Below are 20,167 nucleotides of genomic sequence, written 5' to 3'. Positions count from 1 at the left end.
TTCATCCGCGGCAATGCGCGGCACAGGCCCGTGCACCTGTTTTTCGGGATGCGACATGCGGACAGCGATTTCTTCTATGGCGAAGAGATGCCCGGCTGGCAGGCTGAGGGGCGGTTGACCCGGCTTGTCACCGCCGTCTCGCGCGGCGCGCGGCGCAGTTATGTGCAGGACGCCTTGCGCGCCGACGCGGCGCAGGTGGCCCGGCTTATCTGCGACGGGGCGCGTGTGATGGTCTGCGGCGGGCGCGACATGGCCACGGGCGTGAGCGATGCGTTGGCCGAGATCCTCGCACCTGCCGGGCTTACGCCCGCAGTCCTAAAGGCAGAGGGGCGGTATGTCGAAGATGTCTACTGAGCGCGCGCGCATCGCCCTGAACGGCCCCACCATGGGCACGCGCTGGTCGGCGCTGTTCTTCGCGGATCGGGGCCGCGACACGGATGCAATCCGTGCCGCCCTTCAGGCGGCTGTCGACGAGGTGGACAAGCAGATGTCGACGTGGAACGCGGAGAGCGCGCTCATGCGGATCAATGCGGCGCCGGTGGACGATTGGGTGGTGGTGCCGGAGCAACTGCGGGCGGTCCTGCGCCTCGGGCTCGAGATCGGGCGCGCCTCGGGCGGGGCCTTCGATATCGGCATGGGCGATGCGGTGACGGCCTGGGGTTTCGGGCCCGGGGCCGCCGCGCCCGAGGGTATCCGCGCCGTGATGGACGCCCCCCGCCGCCCGGCGCAGGAGGTGCTGGAGATCGAGGGGATGCAGTTGCGCAAGACCGCGCCCATTGCGCTGGATCTGAACGGCATCGCCAAGGGCTATGCCGTCGACCGGCTCGCCGAGACCTTGCGCGATCATGGGATTGCCGACGCCCTTGTCGGCATCGACGGTGAGATGCGTGCCATGGGCCTGCGCCCCGATGGCGAGGCATGGATCATCGCGGTAGAAGCGCCGGACCCTGATCGCCGGACGCCGCATTCGGTTCTGGCGCTGCAGGACGCCGCCGTGGCGACCTCCGGTGACTACCGCCATTGGGTCGAGGTTCAGGGGCGCCGCCTGTCGCATACCATGGATCCGAGACGTGGCGCGCCGCTGATCGCCTCGCCGGCCTCCGTCACCGTGGTGGCCCGCACCTGTGCCGAGGCCGATGCTTGGGCGACGGCGCTCATGGTGCTCGGTGCGGAGAGGGGTGCGGACCTCGCGAGACAACGTGGACTCGACGCCCTGTTTCTTCTGCGCGATGATGAAGGCAATGCAATGGGCGTGGGAGTCGGGCGTCTTTTTTCCGAAGAACCAGCGGCAATCGCCTCAGCCGGGGGAAGATGAGCCGCATGGAACAGACCCGTACCGATCGCTTCAAGACCGCACTCCTGCTGATGGCCGCAACCGGGCTGATCGTGGGACTCGCATTCTACCTTGCGGGCCAACCAGAGATCGCGAACCTGATCTGGATTGCAGGAGTTGTTCCCGCGCTCGCAGCGCTTGTGGTCGAAATCGTCCGGAGCATTGGGCGCGGCGAGGTGGGCCTCGATATCGTCGCCGCGCTCTCCATGACCGCGGCGCTCGTCTTCGGCGAGACGCTCGCAGCGGCGGTCGTTGCGGTGATGTATTCGGGCGGCACCTTCCTCGAAGCCTTCGCAGAGGGCCGCGCCCGTCGGTCGATGCAGGACCTCCTGTCCCGCGTGCCCCGGACCGCGACCCGGCACCGCAACGGTGCGCTGGAGGAGGTGCCGCTCGACGAACTCGCCCCCGGTGATCGCCTGCTGATCCGGCAGGGCGACGTGGTGCCGGTAGACGGCACAGTGGCCTCCGACACCGCCTTCCTCGACACCTCGGCGCTGACCGGCGAGTCCCTGCCAGTCCGGCTGGCGCGCGGGGCCGACGCCATGAGCGGCTCGACCAATGCGGGCGAGGCCTTCGACCTGACGGCGACGCGCGAAGCCAAGGACAGCACCTATGCCGGGATCGTTCGCCTGGTCGAGGAAGCGCAGGCCTCCAAAGCGCCGATGTCCCGGCTGGCGGACCGCTGGTCGCTGGGGTTTCTGGTCGTCACCGTCAGCATCGCCCTTGCGGCCTGGTGGTTCACCGGCGATCCGATCCGCGCGGTCGCCGTGCTGGTGGTCGCCACGCCCTGTCCGCTGATCCTTGCCGTGCCGGTCGCGCTGGTGGCGGGTCTCTCGCGTGCGGCGCATTTTGGCGTGCTGATCAAGGGCGCAGGGCCGCTCGAGACGATGGCGCGGATCCGCACGCTGATCCTCGACAAAACGGGGACGCTGACCGACGGTCGGCCGCAGATCGTCTCGATCGATAGTCACGACGGCATGGTCGAGGGCGACATCCTGCGCTTCGCTGCTGCGCTCGATCAGGCCTCCAAGCACCCTGTTGCGCAGGCCATTGTCGCGGCCGGGAAGGCGCGCGGCTTCTCGTTGCCCGTGCCATCCGAGGTTGCCGAGTTTCCGGGTGAAGGGGTCATGGGTCATGTCGAGGGCCACAGCGTGATCGTCGGTGGTGACGGTTTCGTTGTGTCCCGCGTTGGGCAGAGGGCGGGCGATCACCCCGCCAAGGGCGCCGGATCGGTCCTTGTCGCAGTGGCAGTTGACGGTCACCTGGCGGGGCATCTGGTGATGTCTGACCCGTTGCGAGAGGGCGCGGGGGCGATGCTGGACGGTCTGCGCCGTCAAGGGATCGTGCGCATCCTTCTGGCTACTGGCGACCGCGCGGACGTGGCCGAGCGCGTGACCGAGGGGCTGGGCCTCGACGGGCTGCGGGCCGGTCTGACGCCGGATCAAAAGGTGTTGCTGGTGCTTTCCGAGCGTAAACACGGGCCGGTGATGATGGTGGGTGATGGTGTCAACGACGCGCCCGCCCTGGCCGCAGCCGATGTAGGCGTGGCAATGGGGGCACGGGGCGCCGCGGCCTCGGCCGAGGCCGCCGACGTGGTGCTGCTCGTCGACCGGATCGACCGGCTGGGGCCCGGCATCGAGATCGCGCGCGCCTCCCGCCGGATCGCAGTCGAAAGCGTTGTCGCCGGGATCGGCCTGTCTGTCATGGGCATGATCGCGGCCGCTTTCGGCTACCTCACGCCGGTTCAGGGCGCGCTTCTGCAAGAAGTGATCGACGTTGCCGTGATCCTGAACGCCCTGCGCGCGCTGCGCATCGCGCCGCAGGAGCCAGCTACGGGCAAATCCCAGGCCATCATGTCAGAGCAAGCAGACATCGTTCAAGGAGCCAAGCCATGAGCCGCCTCTCACATTCTGAAATCCATATGGTGCATCGCATCGGCTGGTTGCGGGCCGCCGTTCTCGGAGCCAACGATGGTCTTGTCTCGACCGCGAGCCTCGTCGTCGGCGTCGCGGCCGCCGCCAAGAGCGCCGACGAGGTCATGGTCGCGGGCGTCGCCGGGCTCGTCGCCGGCGCGATGTCGATGGCGGCGGGCGAATATGTCTCCGTCAGTTCGCAGTCCGACACCGAGCAGGCTGATATGGGCCGCGAGCGCCGCGAACTCGCCGAGCAGCCCGCGGCTGAGCTCGAGGAATTGACTCAGATCTATGTCGCGCGCGGCGTCGATCCGGGGCTGGCCCGCGAGGTCGCGATCCAGATGACCGCGAAGGACGCCTTCGCGGCGCATGCGCGCGACGAGCTGGGCCTTGCCGGTCACACCATCGCGCGGCCCGTCCAGGCGGCCCTGACCTCGGCCGCCACCTTCGCGGTCGGCGCCGCCATTCCCCTGGCCATTGCCGTCACGGCGCCCGCCGGCTCGATCAGCTGGGCGGTTTCGGGCGGTTCGCTGATCTGCCTGGCCCTGCTGGGCGCGCTCGGCGCCCGCATCGGCGGCGCCGACATGGTCAAGCCGACGATCCGCGTCACGTTCTGGGGCGCCTTCGCCATGGCCGCGACCTGGGGCATCGGCGTGCTGGTCGGGCATGCTGTTTGAGCGGCGAGCGTTGACGGCCTACAGGACGCTAAGGCGGGCTCTGCGGGATGATCAGGCGGGCTGGCTGGGGCGGGAGGATTCGAACCTCCGAATGGCGGTACCAAAAACCGCTGCCTTACCGCTTGGCGACGCCCCAACGCGCCGCGCCTTCTAGAACGCGTCGGGGTCTTTCGCAACCTGCCAGATCGTCGCCGGCTGTGCGCTTGCCGATCGAGGCTTTGATCCGGCCGGAGGGTGTCGGGGATAAATCGACATCGGGAGCCCGTCAGCCTGTTGCGCCGTGCGGCGGCGCTGGCTATAAGCCGCCAACCAGTCAATCGGAGTGTGGCTCAGCCTGGTAGAGCACCTCGTTCGGGACGAGGGGGTCGCAGGTTCAAATCCTGCCACTCCGACCACTGGTTTTCCCGAGACTTCACGATCGTCGGACGGAACGGGCCCTTCGGGGCCTTTTTCTTTGGGCTGGCGGTGCCCTCTTGCTGCCTGCAACGCGTCGAGCGGTCAGCGCCCGTCGGGTGTCATCGCCATCACCCGGTCGAAACGCCTGTCGGCGGTGAAGAGGCAGCGCAGTTTCTTCAAGCCTTCGCGGCCCTTGTTGGCCGTGCCGTCGATCTGGTAGCCGCCCTCCGCGGATGGCTGCACGACGCGCGCGAGCGCGATCTGCCGGGGCGCCACGCCATACATCGGCGCGGCTTCGCCGATACAGCGCGCGCGCAGTGTCGGGTCGGGAACGCCGACGCTGGTGCCCCCTGGCTTGCCGGTGAGTTCGATCGAGAGCGTGTAGCGGCAGCGTTCGTTTCGCCGTGCGGCGTTCCTCATCAGATAGACTTGCGTCCGATAGGTTCCGGCCTGCGTTGTGCCTTGTCTGAATTCATGCCCCGCCGTTGAACCGATATGCACCGCCTCCTCGGCGCCCGGGGCGTAGACATTCATGTAGCAGGAGAGGTTCGAGGGGGAGAGCAGAAGCTGGAGCGTCTGCCCCGCGGCGGCCTCGACCGTGTAGTTGACGCCCCGGTCGCCGCGGATGGCGCCCTTGATCGTCGCCGCAGTCGCGCCAGGCTTGAAGCGGATCGGCACGGTCTTGTCCTGAGCGGCAACCTCGGTGACCGGTAGCACCATGAAGGCGGCAAGCCCGACGCGTATCAGCACGATCATAACGCAGCCTCCGTGGTCCTCTGATGCCGATACTGCTCGGCCTCTCGGCCCTGAGCAAGGTGGCGCCGGTGACGAGGATGTGGCCATCGGCGCGCCCAGCCTCTAGGATCGCCGGACACCCTCAGCAGGACCGATCCATGAAGCGCGTCATCCACCTCCTCGGCATTCTCAGCCTCGCGACCGTGCTCGCCGGCTGCGACAAATGCGGCAATTTCGGTCCGTTCTTCACCGGCCCGGAGCAGAAGACCTGCAGCAGTTCGACGCCCAGCGGCTGAGCTGCCGCTGTCCCCGGGCCGCGGAGGCCGATATGAAAAAGGCCGGGGCGTATGCCCCGGCCTTTCACGTTTTCGGGCGTCAGGGCGTTTCAGCCGCGGCGCTGCAGCAGCGACCAGCCGGCGCGGGCGAGGCAGGCGACCAGCGCGAGCTTCAGCAGATCGCCGAGGATGAAGGGCTGGACGCCGAAGGCGAAGGCCTTGGCGAAGCCGATACCGGTCGTGCCGGCGGCCATCTGCGCGCCCAGCGCCAGCCAGCCGAAACCGAGCGTCATCATCGCGATCTCGGCGGCGATCAGCCCGCCGACGAGGCGCGGCAGCGAAGCGTCGCGGGCGGCGGCCCAGCCGGCGATGGCGGCGGCCACGACGAAGCCGACGAGGAAGCCGCCGGTCGGGCCGACGAGATAGAGCGGGCCGGCAGCGACCGGCGGGGTGTTGGTGAAGACGGGGAAGCCGGCGAGACCATAGGCGATGTAGAGCGCGACCGTCGCGGCACCCAGACGCGAGCCGTAAGCCGCGCCGAGGCCGAGCACGACGAGGGTCTGCAGCGTCATCGGCACCGGCCAGAACGGCACCTTGATCTTGGCGGCGAGCACCAGCAGCAGGCTTCCGGCGACCGCGAGCGCGACATTGCGCAGCAGGGCGGCGCGGGGATCGGCGAGGGCGGGAAGGGCGGCGCCGGCCAGCGTCGGGGCCTGGAGGGGAAGCATCTGCGCCATGGGCATGTCGTCCTGTTCGGGAGGCCGCGCCGCGCGACCGTCTTTCCCGTCTATAGAAAATGCGGCAAAGCCGGACAAGCGGCGCCGTGCGCCCGAACAGGCCGAGCCGGGATGGGCAAAGCCGGACGGCAGGACAACCGATGAGCGACGAGATCGAATTCGACCGCAGCGCGACCGCCCCGCCCGGCGAACTCGCCCGGCTGTCGCCGCTGGTGCGCCGCCTCATCGCCGGCAATGGCGGGCCGATGACCTTCACCGGCACCTGCAGCTACATCGTCGGGCAGGGCAGGGTGGCGATCATCGATCCCGGCCCCGACGACGCCGTCCATGTCGAAAAGCTGCTGGCGGCCGTCTCGGGCGAGACCGTCAGCCATATCGTGGTGACGCACACCCATCGCGACCATTCGCCCGCCGTGTCGGCGCTGAAGGCGGCGACGGGGGCGATCGTGGTCGGCTGCGGGCCGCATCGCGCGTCCCGCGAACTCGCGCAGGGCGAGATCAACCGGCTGGATGCCGCCGCCGACCGCGACTACGCCCCCGACGAGGAGATGGCGCAGGGCGACACCATCACCGGGCCGGGCTGGAGCCTGGCGGCGGTCGCGACGCCCGGCCACACCGCCAACCACCTCGCCTTCACGCTGGCCGAGGAATCGACCCTGTTCTCCGGCGACCATGTTATGGCCTGGTCGACCTCGGTTGTCGCCCCGCCGGACGGCTCGATGGCGGCCTATATGGCGTCGATCGAGACGCTGCGCGGCATGGATCACGCCCTGTACCGGCCGGGCCATGGCGGCCCGGTGACAGAGCCGCAGCGCTTCCTGCGCGGGCTGGTGCAGCACCGCCGGCAGCGCGAGGCGGCGATCCTCGGGCGGCTGCGGGCGGGCGACGCGCGAATCGACGCGATGGTGCCGCCGATCTATCAGGGCCTGCCGCCGGCGCTGCACGGGGCCGCCGCGCTGTCGGTGCTGGCGCAGCTGGAGGATCTGGTGGCGCGTGGCGTGGTCGTCTGCGACGAGCCTCTGCCGGGGCTGGACAGCCGCTACCACCTCGCCTGAGGCTCAGCGGGCCTCGACCAGGAGATCGACCTCTTCGGTGAAGGCTGCGATTCGCGCGGCATTGCCGCCGAGATCATGCGGGCCGATGCGGGACGCCGAGCGGATGTCGATGCGGCTGCCATCGGCGCGCGGGCGGATGCGGATGGTGATGTCCTCCGCCGTTCGCAGCAGGCGCGACCGCGCCACGGCCTCGATCCGGCCCGCCCCGCTGCGGCCGCCGGGGCGCGTGGCTTCCAGCACCTGCCAGCCCCGCGCGAGCGCGGCGCGCCTGGCGATGTCGAAGGCCATGTCGGCGGTGACTTCCAGCACGATCGGCACCGCCCTTGGATAGGCCCTGCGCTGCAGGCTCCGCCGTTCCGGCGCGACATCGGGCGGGACGCGGCCGGCGCGGGCGTCGAGCGCGATGCGCGAGCGGCTGAAGGCCGGAGGATCGTCGATATCGGTGGAGATGTCGACCAGCGCCGGCAGGGTCGCGACCCTGAAGCCGATATAGGCGGCCGGCGCGAGCATCAGCAGGCAGAGCAGGAAGGCGCCCGAGGCCATGCCGATGCCGCGATGGCCCGACTGCCAGATCCGCGCGAAGGCCATGAGCGAGAGCAGGAGCGCCAGCAGTACGACGAGATAGGCGGCGGCGACCGGCGCCAGCCCCTCCCGGCTCGGCTCGCCGGTGCGGAAGACGAGGAGCGCGAGCAGCAGCACCGCCAGCGCGAACCAGGCCAGGCGCCGGCTCCACAGCGCGGCGCGCGAGACAGGCTCCTCGAAGACGAGACGGCGATGCATGAGGCCAGTCGTGCAACCGTCGCAGCGCGAAGGCAAGGCGCAAGCGAAAGGCGAGCACGCCACATCTCGCCTGTGCCAGCGAGATGGTTTAGGCCTGATCGATCTTGTTGGGGGGCAGGCCGTGCCGGATTCGAAGACGACGCCACGCGCAGACGTGACTGAACCGGACCGCGTCTGGTTCCGCTTCATGCGGCTGCACCAGCGCATGCTGGTCCAGATGACCGGCCGAATCCGGGCGCTCGGCCTGTCGATCCCGCAGTTCGACCTGCTGTCGACGCTGACCGAGCGCGAGGGCATCAGCCAGAACGAGCTCGCCGAGCGGCTCTATGTCACGAAGGGCAACGTCTCGGGCCTGGTCGACCGGCTGGTCCAGGCGGGGCTGGTCGAGCGGCGCGCCATCGCCGGGGACCGGCGTTCCTACGCCATGCATCTGACGCCGGAAGGACGCCGGCTGGCGGAAGCGGGCATCCGGGCGCAGCGCGATTTTGTCGCGCAGACGCTGGGCAAGCTGCCGGGGCAGGATCTCGCGGAACTCGACCGGCTCGTGCTCGCCTGGCGGGACTTGGCGCGCATGGCCGACGAGGGCTGAGGCCGAGCCCGGCCGACCGTTGCGGAGTCAGGCCACGATCCTGGTCTTTTCCACCACTTGCCGGCCGCCGGGGAGGTCGCGCAGCACGAGGCGCTCATCGGCGGCGATCTCGCCCAGCACCGTTTCGCCATGGGCGGTGAGCGCGGTGGCCGTCTTCCTGACGAACACGATGACCGGGCGGCTCCCGGCTGCGGCCCAGCGCTTGAGCTGGTCGTAATAGGGCTCCTTGCGCCAGGACTGTGCGGCCCCGGGATCGGCCTGGACGAAGAGCCAGCGCGTCATGGCGTCCATCGTCAGGACGAAACGCGCCTTTTCGGGCTTCCAGTCCGGACCGAGGAAGTCCTGCGTCATCCACAGGCACAGAAAGCTGCGACATTGCTGCGGGCGCGCCTCGTAGATCTTGCAGCCGCGCCCGGGCAGGCAGTTGGGGCACCAGTTGCCAGCCGTCGCACCGACGGCGGGCACGTCATAGACCTTGCAGCAGAGGGTGCAGGTGCCGCAGCTGCGGCCGGGCGCGATCGGGCTCGTCGCGGTCGCCGTTTCAATCATGTCCTGCCTTCGCTGGGGTTGTTGGCACGCTGACGATGACGAGGCCGCGGGCTGCTGGCAACCACCGCCGAAGCACCCCGGCCCATTGGCAACACCCGGTTCGTGCCAGGCGGCGCGGCCCTGCGGCAGAGTCTGCGCCGATGCGCGTTAAAATCGCTCAGCGCTTGCGTCTCGCGCGGTCTATGATCGCGCCAGACGCCACTCGTATCAGGGATCCACACGATGCTGTCCAACCTCGCCGTCCGCGACATCGAGACCCTCGTCCACCCCTACACGAATCTCGCTGCCCATCGCGAGGTCGGTCCGCTGGTGCTGGAGAGCGGCAAGGGCGTCTATGTCTACGATTCGACCGGCAAGGAATACATCGAGGGCATGGCCGGGCTGTGGTGCACCGCGCTCGGCTACTCCAACCAGGAGCTGATCGAGACCGCCTACGAGCAGATGAAGAAGCTGCCCTTCCAGCACATCTTCGGCGGCCGCAGCCACGATCCGGCGATCGAACTGGCCGAGAAGCTGAAGGAGATTTCGCCCGTCCCGATCTCGAAGGTGTTCTATGGCGCGTCCGGCTCGGACGCCAACGACACCCAGGTCAAGATCGTCTGGTACATGAACAATGCGCTCGGCCGGCCGCAGAAGAAGAAAATCATCTCGCGGCTGAAGGGCTATCACGGCGTCACGGTGGCCTCGGCCTCGCTGACCGGCCTGCCCAACAACCACATCGATTTCGACCTGCCGCTGCCCGGCATCCTGCACACCTCCTGCCCGCATCACTACCGCTTCGCCGAACCCGGCGAGAGCGAGCAGGATTTCTCGTCGCGGCTGGCCGCCGAGCTCGAGGAGATGATCCTGCGCGAGGGGCCCGACACCGTCGCCGCCTTCATCGCCGAACCGGTGCTGGGCGCGGGCGGCGCCATCACCCCGCCGGCGGGCTATTTCGAGAAGATCAACCCGATCCTGGCCAAATACGACATCCTGTTCATCGCCGACGAGGTGATCACCGGCTTCGGGCGCACCGGCAACATGTTCGGCACGACGACCTATGGGCTGGCCGCCGACACGCTCTCCTGCGCCAAGCAGATCACCTCGGCCTATTTCCCCCTCAGCGCCGTGCTGATGAACGAAAAGGTCTATGAGGTTCTCGTCGACCAGAGCCGCAAGATCGGCACCTTCGGCCATGGCAACACCTATGCCGGACACCCGGTCGGCTGCGCGATCGCGGTCAAGACGCTGGAGATCTACCAGCGCGACAAGATCGTCGAGCACGTCCGCAGCGTTTCGCCGACCTTCCTGCGCCGCCTCAACAAGCTCGAGGAGCATCCGCTCGTCGGCGAGGCGCGCGGCGTCGGCCTGATCGGCGGCGTCGAACTGGTCAAGGACAAGGCGACCAAGGCCTCCTTCGAGATCAAGAAGGGCGTCGGCCCCAAATCGGTGCTGTTTGCCCAGCAGGAAGGCCTGATCCTGCGCGCCATGGGCGACCGCGTCGCGTTCTGCCCGCCGCTGGTGATGAAGGAGGCCGAGATCGAGGAGATGTTCAACCGCTACGAGCGCGCCCTCGACAAGACGCTGAACTGGGCCAAGACGGAAGGCCTGCTCGCGGCCTGAGAACCCGGTGGCCCCCGTAACGGCAGCAGGGCGTGGCAGGGCAGCCACGGCCCGGCGCCGTCGGAGCGGGGGGCGCTCGTTTACGATTGTGGCGCGCGCGTGAAAAGCGACACAATCCGCCTTGAACGCATCACGATCATGCCGCAGCGCCGTCCCGATCGCGGGGCAGTTTGACATGCGGCGGGGGCCCAGGAGCCTTCGCCGAATGTGCAGCCAACGCAGTCGGAGCCCATGACCCCGTCTCACCCCCGTCGCCAGACGAATGCCCATGCAAGTTTTCACGACCACTGTGCCAGGGAAGCCTATGCCTCCTGGTTCCGTCCCATCGCTTTTCCCGCATTGGCTGCTGGAACAAGACGCGCTCCATCCGCGTTGGATCTCCGTACGAAGGATGCACCATCCCGGCTCGCCGGTGTCCTTCGCAACGGTTTCCACGACTGACCTTCGACATTTCTTCGAGACCCCTCATGATTGACCGGCGCAGAGTTCTCAAAACTCTCGCCGGTCTTTTTTTGGCCTTTGCGGGAACGGGGGCCTATGCCGCCGTCTGGGAACCCAGCCGGTTTGGCGTCACCCGCTACCGATTTTCGCCGAGCGGCTGGCCGCAAGGGCGCCGGCTCCGTCTGGCGGTGATTTCGGACCTGCATATCGGCTCGCTCCATGTGCCCCTGTCGCGGGTTGCCGAGATCGTCGATGCGACGAATGCGCTCAACCCCGATCTGACGCTGCTGCTGGGGGATTTCGTCGCCAGCCGCAATCGCATCGCCTCCGACCCGCCGCTGGGCGACTGGGTGACGGAACTGGCGCGGCTCCAGGCCCGCGACGGCGTCTTCGCGGTTCTGGGCAACCATGACTGGTGGCATGATGCGCCGACGCAGAGCGCGCGCTCGGGTCCGACGCAGGTCGGGCTCGCCTTGGAACGGGGCGGCATTCCGGTTCTCGAGAACCGGGCGCTGCGGCTGGAGACTGCGGCCGGGCCGGTCTGGCTTGCCGGGCTCGGCGACCAGATCGCCTTCCTGCCGCGATTGCGCGGCCGCCCGAACGGCGTCGACGACCTGCCCGGCACGCTGGCGCAGATCCGCGACGACGGCGCGCCCGTCATCATGATGGCGCATGAACCCGACGTCTTCGCGCGCATGCCCGAGCGGGTGGCCCTGACCCTGTCAGGGCACACCCATGGCGGGCAGGTCAGGCTGCTGGGCTGGGCGCCGATCGTGCCGTCGCGCTATGGCAACCGCTACGCCTACGGCCATGTCCGGGAGCAGGGGCGCGATCTCGTCGTCTCGGCCGGAATCGGCACCAGCCAGTTGCCGATCCGCTTCGGCATCCCGCCGGAGATCGTCCTGATCGAACTGGGCTGAGGGCCGCGTTCCCCAGCCGTCCGTTCAGGTGACGATGACCTTGGTGCCGTTGGGCACGCGGTTGAACAGGTCGATCACGTCGATATTGCGCATCCGGATGCAGCCGGAGGAGGCGGAGCGGCCGATCGTCTCGGGCTCGTTCGTGCCATGGATGCGGTAGAGGGTGTCGCGGCCGTTCTGGTACAGATAGAGCGCGCGGGCGCCGAGCGGGTTGTCGGGGCCGCCCTCCATGCCGCCGGCGCGCGGCGCCAGATGCGGCCAGCGGGCGATCATTTCGGCCGGCGGTGTCCAGCGCGGCCATTCCGCCTTGCGCTGGACGATGGCTTCGCCCGTCCAGCCGAACGCTTCGTCACCGGTGGCCACGCCGTAGCGGATCGCCTTCTTGTTCGGCAGGACGTAATAGAGATACTTCTCTTTCGTATCGATGATGATCGTGCCGGGAGGCTGGCCCGTCGGATCGCTGATTTCATAAGGCAGATGCGTGAGGTGATGCTCGAATTTCGGCACCAGCGCGATGTACTCGGCATCACGCGCCGACAGGGCCGGGGCGTTGACGCTCTTGTACTGGCACGCCCCGAGAAGGGTCGATACCGCCAGAGCAAGGATCACGGTCTGTTTCATCACGTCCACCAAGCGGCCCGAAGGCAATCTTTATGCTGAATTCAGGGTTAACGCTTCGTATTCGTCGATCCAAGCAGGACCAACCCGACCCGATGCGTGTCTAGGCCTGAAACCGGGCCGGTGCAATTTGGGTTCCTGCAAGGTTTGCGGAATTGAGCTTTTCGCACTGCACCGTGGCCATCCAGTCACGCTTCTGTTGTCCAAACCATCGAAAAAGGCCGCGCGGTGACGACACTTCTGATCACACACCCCTCCAGCCTGCGGCATGAGACGCCGCCGGGGCATCCCGAACGCCCCGATCGCCTGCGGGCCGTCGAAGCAGCGCTCGAAAGCGAGCGGTTCGCCCCCCTGATCCGCGAGAGCGCCCTGCCGGCAACGCTGGAGCAGATCGCGCTGTGCCATCCCCGCGATTTCGCCGAGCGGATTCTCGCCGCCTCGCCTCTGAGCGGGCTGGTCGAGGTCGACGCCGACACGGTGATGTCGCCGGGAACGATCGAGGCCGTTCTGCATGGTGTCGGCGGCGCGGTGCAGGCGGTCGACGAGGTGATGACGGGCCGGGTGGCGAACGCCTTCAGCGCCATGCGGCCGCCAGGCCACCATGCCGAAAGCGTCAAGGCAATGGGGTTTTGCTTCTTCAACAGCGCGGCCATCGCTGCGAGGCACGCGCAGCGGCGCCATGGCGCCGAGCGCGTCGCGATCATCGACTGGGACGTGCATCACGGCAACGGCACGCAGGAGATCTTCTGGAACGATCCGAGCGTGCTGTATGCATCGAGCCACGAGATGCCGCTCTATCCGGGAACGGGGGAGGCCTCCGAGCGTGGCGAGCATGGTACCGTCGTCAATGCGCCCCTGCGCGCCGGCGACGGGTCCGACGCCTTCCGCGAGGCGATGGAGTCAGTGCTTTTACCGCGGATCGCCGATTTCAGGCCGGATTTGATCATCATTTCGGCTGGTTTCGATGCGCATTGGCGCGATCCGCTGGCCAACCTCAACCTGAAGGAGCCTGATTTCGCCTGGGCGACGCAGCAACTGATGGAGATTGCCGACCGGTCCTGCCGGGGGCGAATCGTCTCCGTGCTCGAGGGCGGCTACGACCTCGAGGGCTTGTCCCGCTCTGCGGCTGCCCATGTCATGGCGCTGATGCGCGGCTGACCGCCGGCTTCGCCGCAGGCGGGGAACAGGTGGCGTTCATCAGGGGTTCACGGGTTTCCGCGCAGGAGAAGCGCGGCAGGGTTGGGTTGCGGTGCGGTAAGTCTCTCGGCCAGGGGAAACGACCAGTCGGACGCATCGAAAGATGCGCAGTCGGCGGCAAACGAGGTGTGGGGCAGCTTCGGTCAGATCTCAGGGCGCCAAACGCGCCGCTTTGCGATGTGACGAGCCTGATCGCAGCGGGATACGATGAACGACATGAGCATGCTGCCGGCCACGGCAGATCCGGCGGGCACGACCATTCTCGCGATGATGGCGGGCGAGAAGCGTCCCGACCTCCTCCGCGACGAGGTGCTGGGCGAGATCCTCGCGGCGAGCGTCGCGGCGCGCGGCGGCCACGCTGCGATGGTCGATGCATCGCGGCAGCTGAGCTATGACGAGGTCTGGGCGGAGGCGGGCCGGCAGGCCCGCGGGCTTGCGCTGCAAGGCGTCGGCCCGGGCGATCTCGTCGGTCTGTGGATGCCGCGCGGCATCGACCTGCTGATCGCGCAGATCGCGATCACGCGGGCGGGCGCGGCCTGGGTGCCGTTCGATGCGGAGGCCCCGGTCGATCGCATCGCCATCTGCCTCGCCGACGCCGAGGCGAAGGGCATCGTCACCGCGGCAGCCTGGCAGGGACGGGCGGCGGCAACCGAACGGGTCGTCTGGACGCCGGAGGCCCTTGCGGCCGGCGATGACGGAGCTGCGATGCCGGCCCGGGCTGTCGGGCTGACCCCCGACCAGCCCGCCTATCTGATCTACACCTCGGGCTCGACCGGCACGCCCAAGGCGATCGTCATCAGCCATCGCAACATCTGCCACTTCCTGCGCGCGGGCAACGCGCTCTACGGCATCGGGCCCGACGACATCGTCTTCCAGGGGGCTTCGGTCGCCTTCGACCTGTCGATGGAGGAGATCTGGACGCCCTATCTCGTCGGTGCGACGCTCTATGTCGCGAGCCCCGAGACGATGGGCGACGCCGAGAAGCTGCCGGCGCTCCTGACGGCAGCCGGCGTCACCGTGATCGATACCGTGCCGACCCTGCTCGGCATCCTGCCCACCGACATACCGTCGCTGAAGCTGATCCTGCTCGGTGGCGAGGCGCTGCCGCCCGCGACCGTGCAGAAATGGTCGAAGCCCGGCCGCCGCATCCTCAACACCTATGGGCCGACGGAGGCGACGGTGGTGGCGACCGCCGCCGTGATCATGCCCGGCGAGACCGTCACCATCGGCCGGCCGATCGCCAATTACACCGCCTACATCGTCAACGAGGCGATGCAGCTGGTTGGGCGGGGCGAGCAGGGCGAATTGCTGATCGGCGGCCCGGGCGTGGCGCGCGGCTATCATGGCCGGCCGGAACTGACGGCGGAGAAGTTCATCGCCAACCCGTTCGGCGCTGTCCTGGGCGAGGACGACCCGGTGCTCTACCGCTCGGGCGATGCCGTCAGCCTCGACGAGGCCGGCAACATCGTCTTCCACGGCCGCATCGACGACCAGATCAAGATTCGCGGCTTCCGCGTCGAGCTGGGCGAGATCGAATCGAAACTGGCCGACGAACCCGGGGTCAACCAGGCCGCGGTGGTGATGCGCGTCGACGACGAGATCGAGCGTCTCGTCGCCTTCGTCGTCGCCGAGCCCGGCATCGCCGTCGATGGCGCGGTGCTGCGCGCCGCGCTGCGAGACAAGCTACCGCCCTATATGGTGCCGGCGCATTTCGAGGCCGTCGGCTCGCTGCCGCGCATGGTGTCGGGCAAGATCGACCGCCGCATGCTCAAGGCTGCGCCGCTGACCGCGCCGAGTGCGGCGGGCGAACAGGAGCCGCCGCGCAACGCCACCGAGGCGGCGCTGCTGGAGGCCGCAAAGCGCGTGCTCGGTGCGTCGAGCCTGCCCCTGGAGGCGGATTTTTTCGTCGATCTCGGCGGTCACTCGCTGCTAGCGGCGCGGTTCATTTCGCTCGTGCGCGAAACGCCCGCCTATGCCGGAATCACGCTGCAGGACGTCTATGGCGCCCGCAGCCTTCGCGGCATGGCGGCCTTGCTGGACGAGCGCGGCGTCGGCGAGACGCTCGACCTGTCGTTCACGCCGCCGCCTTTCCTGCGGCGCTTTCTCTGCGGCTGCGCCCAGGCCGCCGTCCTGCCGGTCATCATCGGCCTGTCGACGGCGCAGTGGCTCGGCATCTTCGTCACCTACATGCTGATTTCGGGCGAGGAACTGGCGCTGCCGGCGCAGGTCGCGGCGCTGCTGGGTGTCTATGTCGCCATCACCATCGTCACAGGATTCATCGCGATCGGGCTGAAATGGATCGTCCTCGGGCGGACACGGCCAGGCGTCTATCCGCTCTGGGGCGTCTATTATTTCCGCTGGTGGTTCGCATCGCGCATCGCCGGCCTCGTCCACATCAAATGGCTGCAGTCCAGCCCGGTGATGCGGTTCTACTGGCGGCTGCTCGGGGCCAAGGTCGGCCGCGACGTGATCATCTCCGATTACGAGGCGGGTGCGATCGACCTGATCAGCATCGGAGACGGCGCCTCGCTGGGCGCCAAGACGACCTTCGCCAATGCCGAGGCGATCGGCGACAAGCTGGTCATCGGCCGGATCACCATCGGCAAGGATGTCTATGCCGGGTCATCCGTCGTGTTCGGTCATGACTGTGTCGTCTCCGACCATGCCGAATTGCTCGACCTGACGACCGTGCCGGTCGGCGGGCATGTCGGCGAGGCCGAAATCTGGGACGGTTCGCCCGGGCGCAAGATCGGCATGGTCGATCTGGCGGCCCTGCCGCCGCAGGCCGAAGCGAGCCCGCGCCGGCGCGCGGCGATGACGGCCTTCTACATCCTGATGCTGATCGTTCTGCCCCCGGTCAGCCTGCTGCCGATCTTCCCCGCCTTCATGCTGTTCGACAAGATCGACGACTGGATCTCGACCTGGTCGGAGATCAGCTATCTCTGGTACCTGCCGCTCCTGACCTGGCCGACCGCGATCGGCCTGATCACGCTGACGGTGTTCCTGATCGCGGGCCTGCGCTGGGCGATCCTGCCGCGCGTTTCGTCAGGGTCCTATTCGATCCACTCCGCGTTCTTCGCCCGCAAATGGACGGTCGGCCTGGCGACGGAGGTGACGCTCGAGACGCTCTCCTCGCTGTTTGCGACGATCTACATGCGGGCCTGGTACCGGATGATGGGCGCCAAGATCGGCAAGGGCTCGGAAATCTCGACCAATCTGTCGGGACGCTACGACGTGACCGGGATCGGCGCCGGCAACTTCATCGCCGACGAGGTCGTCTTCGGCGACGAGGACATGCGGCGCGGCTATATGCGCCTCGACATGACCCGCACCGGCGACCAGGTCTTCGTCGGCAACGACGCCGTCGTGCCGCCGGGCGCGCAGATTCCAGACCGCGTGCTGATCGGCATCAAGTCGAAGCCGCCGGCCAACGACCTGATGAAGCCCGGCGACACCTGGTTCGGCTCGCCGCCGATACAGCTGCCGAACCGGCAGAAGGTCGATCTCGGCGCGAACTGGACCTATCAGCCATCCTGGAAGAAGCAGACGCTGCGAGGCGTGTTCGAGGCGCTGCACACCTCCTTCCCGGCGATGCTGTTCATCACCTTCGGGACGATCGCGGTCGATCTCGTCTTGCAGGAGAGGATCAACCAGCGCGACTGGCTGGGGCTCGTGTTGTCCTTCATGGCGGTCGCGGTGGTCATCGCCGTGGCGCAGGCGCTGATCTGCGTCGCGATCAAATGGCTGATGATGGGCGTCTACAAGCCCCTGATGAAGCCGATGTGGTCGTGGTGGGCGATGCGGACGGAATCGATCGCGGTGCTCTATTCGGGGCTGGGTGGGAAGGTGCTGTTCGAGTATCTGCGCGGCACGCCGTTCCTGCCCTGGTTCCTGCGACTTTTCGGCGCCAAGTTCGGCCGGGGCGTCTGGATGGACATGACCGACATCACCGAGTTCGATTGCGTCACCGTCGGCGATTTCTGTCAGATCAACGCCCATTCGGCGCTGCAGACGCATCTCTACGAGGACCGCGTGATGAAGGTCGGCCGGGTGCATCTGGGCAAGGGCGTCTGCGTCGGGGCGGCGGCAACGGTGCTCTACGACACCCGCGTCGGGGATTTCGCGCAGATCGGCCTGCTCACGGTGATCATGAAGGGCGAAAACCTGCCGGCGCATACGCGCTGGGAAGGCGCGCCGGCCGTGCCGGCGAAGGCGGCGGCTGGGCATTGAGTTGAAAGAGCAAACTCAGCTGTTTCAGCCGATCAACTGCATAGAACACCCCAAATCGATGCCCGCCGCTGCAAGCTTGATGTCACGCGTGCAGAGCATCAGCGTGTTGGTTTTGGCTATGGCGAGGTGCAGCGCGTCGCCGGCCCGCAAGCCCTGAAGGCTTCGGCCGGCGAGACTGGCCGCGACGCGGAACTCCTCACGCGTGACCGGCAGGACATCGAACTCTCCGTCCAGGAGGCTGTCGAACTGGAACTGGGCCTCTTCCCGGAGAGCGGTCGAGATCTCGTGGAGCGCACGCTTGCGAGACAGAGCGGCCGCGAATTCGGCCACGACCCAGTCGCTGATGGCGAAGCGTACACCGCTGCGACTTGCCAGCCAGTCATGGACCGCGTCCGATGCCTCCTCGTGGACGAGCGCGGAGACGACGAGCGATGTATCGAGGTAGGGCCTCAATAGCGTGCGTCGTCGCGCAGCCTTCGCATGAAGGTGCCGGCGTCCTCGTTCTGCATCGGCTGTGATCTGGTGAACGCCCTAAGCTTCTCGATATCGAGGGGCTTTTGCGGTTTCTCGATCGCGGTCAAATGCGCGACGGGTTTGCCATGCCGCGTGATGCAGACGCTTTCGCCCGCTTCGACCGCGTCGATCAGAGCGCTCAACTGGGCTTTCGCCTCCGCCAGGGCAACAGACCTCACATCAGCCTCCTGACCAAAATATTAGTCATAATTTACCATCCGGGCAAGGGTTTGCCAAGGGCCCCTCGCGGCTTCCCGCCTTTCACGTTGCTGGATTCCGGCTTATGAGCCTGCCAGTTCATTCCGTCAGGCTCAGCCCATGTCCCACAACAGCTTCGGCCATCTCTTCCGCGTCACCACCTTCGGCGAGAGCCATGGGCCGGCCATCGGCTGCGTCGTCGATGGCTGCCCGCCGCTGCTGCCGCTGAGCGAGGCCGACATCCAGGGCGATCTCGACCGCCGGCGGCCGGGCCAGTCCCGTTTCACCACACAGCGTCAGGAGCCCGACCAGGTCCGGATCGTCTCGGGCGTGTTTCCGCGCGAGAGCGACGGCGTGCAGGTGACGACGGGCACCTCGATCGGGCTGATGATCGACAATGTCGACCAGCGCTCGAAGGACTACTCGGACATCAAGGACAAGTACCGGCCGGGACACGCCGATTTCACCTATGACGTGAAATACGGCATCCGCGACTATCGCGGCGGCGGGCGCTCCTCGGCGCGCGAGACCGCGATGCGGGTCGCCGCCGGCGCCATCGCCCGCAAGGTCGTGCCCGGCATGATCGTGCGCGGGGCGCTGGTGCAGATGGGCCCGCACAAGATCGACCGTGGCAATTGGGACTGGGACGAGGTCGGCCGCAACCCGTTCTTCTGCCCCGATGCGAAGGCGGCTGCCTTCTTCGAGGGCTATCTCGACGGCGTGCGCAAATCGGGCTCCTCGATCGGCGCGGTGCTTGAGATCGTGGCCGAGGGCGTGCCAGCCGGTCTGGGCGCGCCGATCTACGCCAAGCTCGACGCCGAGATCGCGGCTGCGCTGATGAGCATCAATGCGGTCAAGGGTGTCGAGATCGGCGACGGGTTCGACGCCGCCGCGCTCTCGGGCGAGGAGAATGCCGACGAGATGCGGGTGGGCAATGGCGGTGCGCCGCTGTTCATGTCCAACCATGCCGGCGGCGTGCTGGGCGGCATCTCGACGGGGCAGCCGATCGTGGCGCGGTTCGCGGTGAAGCCGACCTCCTCTATCCTGGCGACGCGGGCGACCGTGACGCGGACCGGCGGTGAGGCGGAGATGTTCACCAAGGGGCGTCACGACCCCTGCGTCGGCATCCGCGCCGTCCCGGTTGGCGAGGCCATGGTCGCCTGCGTGCTGGCCGACCAGTATCTGCGGCATCGCGCGCAGGTCGGCGTGGTCGAGGCAAGGTGGCCGTTTCAGGAGTGATTGGAGCCGTCATTCTCGGGCGGAGCGCAGCGCAGACCCGAGAATCTCTCAGCGGGCGAGGCTCCGCAGCGTCATCTCGCCCGAGATGCTCGGGTCAAGCGCGGGCATGACGCGTGGAAATGTGCGTTTCAGCAATACTGAAATTTTTTCCGGCATTCATTGCGAATGAA

At 67.7% G+C, this 20,167-nt stretch carries 19 protein-coding genes and 2 tRNA genes; 13 read left to right on the top strand and 8 right to left on the bottom strand.

Annotated features, from left to right (window positions below):
- From Q8S38_RS24190 to Q8S38_RS24175, 4 genes are all read left to right on the top strand, one after another.
- Positions 1–354 (top strand): ferredoxin reductase domain-containing protein (locus Q8S38_RS24190; protein WP_465247606.1); only part of this gene is annotated, 354 nt, incomplete at its 5' end.
- Positions 335–1,315 carry an FAD:protein FMN transferase gene (locus Q8S38_RS24185; protein ID WP_159964028.1) on the top strand — a complete coding sequence of 327 codons (981 nt, stop codon included), beginning with the start codon at positions 335–337 and terminating at the stop codon, positions 1,313–1,315. The genes Q8S38_RS24190 and Q8S38_RS24185, both read left to right, overlap by 20 nt.
- 5 nt (positions 1,316–1,320) lie before the next feature.
- Positions 1,321–3,228, top strand: coding sequence for a heavy metal translocating P-type ATPase (locus Q8S38_RS24180; protein WP_305682868.1), 1,908 nt, complete (start codon positions 1,321–1,323; stop codon positions 3,226–3,228).
- Positions 3,225–3,923, top strand: coding sequence for a VIT1/CCC1 transporter family protein (locus Q8S38_RS24175; protein WP_305682867.1), 699 nt, complete (start codon positions 3,225–3,227; stop codon positions 3,921–3,923). Before Q8S38_RS24180 ends, Q8S38_RS24175 begins: the two co-directional genes overlap by 4 nt.
- Positions 3,924–3,984: 61 nt before the next feature.
- Here the strand turns inward: Q8S38_RS24175 and Q8S38_RS24170 are convergent.
- A tRNA-Gln gene (locus Q8S38_RS24170) sits at positions 3,985–4,059 on the bottom strand.
- A gap of 182 nt (positions 4,060–4,241) precedes the next feature.
- Between Q8S38_RS24170 and Q8S38_RS24165 the strand changes: the two genes are divergently transcribed.
- Positions 4,242–4,318: transfer RNA gene (locus tag Q8S38_RS24165), tRNA-Pro, on the top strand.
- Between the two features lie 103 nt (positions 4,319–4,421).
- On the opposite strand, the gene Q8S38_RS24160 is transcribed toward Q8S38_RS24165, so the two are convergent.
- Positions 4,422–5,075: a hypothetical protein gene (locus Q8S38_RS24160; RefSeq protein WP_305682866.1), complete on the bottom strand. Its 654-nt coding sequence runs from the start codon at positions 5,073–5,075 to the stop codon at positions 4,422–4,424.
- A gap of 137 nt (positions 5,076–5,212) precedes the next feature.
- On the opposite strand from Q8S38_RS24160, the gene Q8S38_RS24155 reads away from it, so the two are divergent.
- Complete coding sequence (locus tag Q8S38_RS24155) at positions 5,213–5,350, top strand: hypothetical protein (RefSeq protein ID WP_305682865.1); 138 nt, start codon at positions 5,213–5,215, stop codon at positions 5,348–5,350.
- An 89-nt stretch (positions 5,351–5,439) separates the two neighbouring features.
- On the opposite strand, the gene Q8S38_RS24150 is transcribed toward Q8S38_RS24155, so the two are convergent.
- A complete protein-coding gene (locus Q8S38_RS24150) occupies positions 5,440–6,066 on the bottom strand; it encodes a biotin transporter BioY (protein WP_305682864.1) in 627 nt (208 codons plus the stop codon).
- 140 nt (positions 6,067–6,206) lie between these two features.
- On the opposite strand from Q8S38_RS24150, the gene Q8S38_RS24145 reads away from it, so the two are divergent.
- Positions 6,207–7,121, top strand: coding sequence for an MBL fold metallo-hydrolase (locus tag Q8S38_RS24145; protein WP_305682863.1), 915 nt, complete (start codon positions 6,207–6,209; stop codon positions 7,119–7,121).
- Between the two features lie 3 nt (positions 7,122–7,124).
- On the opposite strand, the gene Q8S38_RS24140 is transcribed toward Q8S38_RS24145, so the two are convergent.
- Positions 7,125–7,901, bottom strand: coding sequence for a DUF1499 domain-containing protein (locus Q8S38_RS24140; RefSeq protein ID WP_305682862.1), 777 nt, complete (start codon positions 7,899–7,901; stop codon positions 7,125–7,127).
- Positions 7,902–8,088: 187 nt separating this feature from the next.
- Between Q8S38_RS24140 and Q8S38_RS24135 the strand changes: the two genes are divergently transcribed.
- Positions 8,089–8,490 carry a MarR family winged helix-turn-helix transcriptional regulator gene (locus tag Q8S38_RS24135; RefSeq protein ID WP_305682871.1) on the top strand — a complete coding sequence of 134 codons (402 nt, stop codon included), beginning with the start codon at positions 8,089–8,091 and terminating at the stop codon, positions 8,488–8,490.
- Positions 8,491–8,517: 27 nt separating this feature from the next.
- On the opposite strand, the gene Q8S38_RS24130 is transcribed toward Q8S38_RS24135, so the two are convergent.
- Positions 8,518–9,039 carry a YkgJ family cysteine cluster protein gene (locus Q8S38_RS24130; RefSeq protein ID WP_305682861.1) on the bottom strand — a complete coding sequence of 174 codons (522 nt, stop codon included), beginning with the start codon at positions 9,037–9,039 and terminating at the stop codon, positions 8,518–8,520.
- A gap of 222 nt (positions 9,040–9,261) precedes the next feature.
- On the opposite strand from Q8S38_RS24130, the gene Q8S38_RS24125 reads away from it, so the two are divergent.
- Together Q8S38_RS24125 and Q8S38_RS24120 are read left to right on the top strand one after the other, a co-directional pair.
- Complete coding sequence (locus Q8S38_RS24125; protein WP_305682860.1) at positions 9,262–10,641, top strand: aspartate aminotransferase family protein; 1,380 nt, start codon at positions 9,262–9,264, stop codon at positions 10,639–10,641.
- Between the two features lie 467 nt (positions 10,642–11,108).
- The gene (locus Q8S38_RS24120; RefSeq protein ID WP_305682859.1) at positions 11,109–12,002 is read left to right on the top strand and encodes a metallophosphoesterase; all 894 of its coding nucleotides are present in this window, start codon (positions 11,109–11,111) and stop codon (positions 12,000–12,002) included.
- A 24-nt stretch (positions 12,003–12,026) separates the two neighbouring features.
- Here Q8S38_RS24120 and Q8S38_RS24115 read toward each other — a convergent pair whose 3' ends face one another.
- Positions 12,027–12,623 (bottom strand): L,D-transpeptidase, encoded by a 597-nt coding sequence (locus tag Q8S38_RS24115; RefSeq protein WP_305682858.1) that lies wholly within the window; start codon positions 12,621–12,623, stop codon positions 12,027–12,029.
- 225 nt (positions 12,624–12,848) lie between these two features.
- On the opposite strand from Q8S38_RS24115, the gene Q8S38_RS24110 reads away from it, so the two are divergent.
- Entirely contained in the window at positions 12,849–13,778 is a 930-nt protein-coding gene (locus Q8S38_RS24110; protein WP_305682857.1) for a histone deacetylase family protein, read from the top strand.
- 255 nt (positions 13,779–14,033) lie between these two features.
- Positions 14,034–18,047, top strand: coding sequence for a Pls/PosA family non-ribosomal peptide synthetase (locus Q8S38_RS24105; protein ID WP_305682856.1), 4,014 nt, complete (start codon positions 14,034–14,036; stop codon positions 18,045–18,047).
- A 24-nt stretch (positions 18,048–18,071) separates the two neighbouring features.
- Here Q8S38_RS24105 and Q8S38_RS24100 read toward each other — a convergent pair whose 3' ends face one another.
- Both Q8S38_RS24100 and Q8S38_RS24095 read right to left on the bottom strand, forming a co-directional pair.
- Positions 18,072–18,500 (bottom strand): type II toxin-antitoxin system VapC family toxin, encoded by a 429-nt coding sequence (locus Q8S38_RS24100; RefSeq protein ID WP_305682855.1) that lies wholly within the window; start codon positions 18,498–18,500, stop codon positions 18,072–18,074.
- Positions 18,497–18,739 (bottom strand): type II toxin-antitoxin system Phd/YefM family antitoxin, encoded by a 243-nt coding sequence (locus tag Q8S38_RS24095; protein ID WP_305682854.1) that lies wholly within the window; start codon positions 18,737–18,739, stop codon positions 18,497–18,499. The genes Q8S38_RS24100 and Q8S38_RS24095 overlap by 4 nt, the downstream gene beginning before the upstream one ends.
- A 139-nt stretch (positions 18,740–18,878) precedes the next feature.
- On the opposite strand from Q8S38_RS24095, the gene aroC reads away from it, so the two are divergent.
- Positions 18,879–19,997 carry a chorismate synthase gene (gene aroC, locus Q8S38_RS24090; protein WP_305682853.1) on the top strand — a complete coding sequence of 373 codons (1,119 nt, stop codon included), beginning with the start codon at positions 18,879–18,881 and terminating at the stop codon, positions 19,995–19,997.
- Positions 19,998–20,167: the final 170 nt, after the last annotated feature.

Source organism: Allobosea sp. (assembly GCF_030695125.1).
GTDB lineage: Bacteria > Pseudomonadota > Alphaproteobacteria > Rhizobiales > Beijerinckiaceae > Allobosea.
The sequence above is the reverse complement of the archived record's forward strand: the minus strand, read 5'-3'. Positions and strand labels throughout refer to the sequence as shown.

What these genes read in the sequence shown, in the direction of transcription:
- Q8S38_RS24155 (WP_305682865.1), top strand. Translation starts at nt 5,213, where the DNA reads ATGAAGCGCGTCATCCACCTCCTCGGCATTCTCAGCCTCGCGACCGTG.
- Q8S38_RS24175 (WP_305682867.1), top strand. Translation starts at nt 3,225, where the DNA reads ATGAGCCGCCTCTCACATTCTGAAATCCATATGGTGCATCGCATCGGC.
- Q8S38_RS24140 (WP_305682862.1), bottom strand. Translation starts at nt 7,901, where the DNA reads ATGCATCGCCGTCTCGTCTTCGAGGAGCCTGTCTCGCGCGCCGCGCTG.
- Q8S38_RS24160 (WP_305682866.1), bottom strand. Translation starts at nt 5,075, where the DNA reads ATGATCGTGCTGATACGCGTCGGGCTTGCCGCCTTCATGGTGCTACCG.
- Q8S38_RS24135 (WP_305682871.1), top strand. Translation starts at nt 8,089, where the DNA reads ATGCGGCTGCACCAGCGCATGCTGGTCCAGATGACCGGCCGAATCCGG.
- Q8S38_RS24180 (WP_305682868.1), top strand. Translation starts at nt 1,321, where the DNA reads ATGGAACAGACCCGTACCGATCGCTTCAAGACCGCACTCCTGCTGATG.
- Q8S38_RS24145 (WP_305682863.1), top strand. Translation starts at nt 6,207, where the DNA reads ATGAGCGACGAGATCGAATTCGACCGCAGCGCGACCGCCCCGCCCGGC.
- aroC (WP_305682853.1), top strand. Translation starts at nt 18,879, where the DNA reads ATGTCCCACAACAGCTTCGGCCATCTCTTCCGCGTCACCACCTTCGGC.
- Q8S38_RS24105 (WP_305682856.1), top strand. Translation starts at nt 14,034, where the DNA reads ATGAGCATGCTGCCGGCCACGGCAGATCCGGCGGGCACGACCATTCTC.
- Q8S38_RS24125 (WP_305682860.1), top strand. Translation starts at nt 9,262, where the DNA reads ATGCTGTCCAACCTCGCCGTCCGCGACATCGAGACCCTCGTCCACCCC.
- Q8S38_RS24130 (WP_305682861.1), bottom strand. Translation starts at nt 9,039, where the DNA reads ATGATTGAAACGGCGACCGCGACGAGCCCGATCGCGCCCGGCCGCAGC.
- Q8S38_RS24185 (WP_159964028.1), top strand. Translation starts at nt 335, where the DNA reads ATGTCGAAGATGTCTACTGAGCGCGCGCGCATCGCCCTGAACGGCCCC.
- Q8S38_RS24150 (WP_305682864.1), bottom strand. Translation starts at nt 6,066, where the DNA reads ATGGCGCAGATGCTTCCCCTCCAGGCCCCGACGCTGGCCGGCGCCGCC.
- Q8S38_RS24115 (WP_305682858.1), bottom strand. Translation starts at nt 12,623, where the DNA reads ATGAAACAGACCGTGATCCTTGCTCTGGCGGTATCGACCCTTCTCGGG.
- Q8S38_RS24120 (WP_305682859.1), top strand. Translation starts at nt 11,109, where the DNA reads ATGATTGACCGGCGCAGAGTTCTCAAAACTCTCGCCGGTCTTTTTTTG.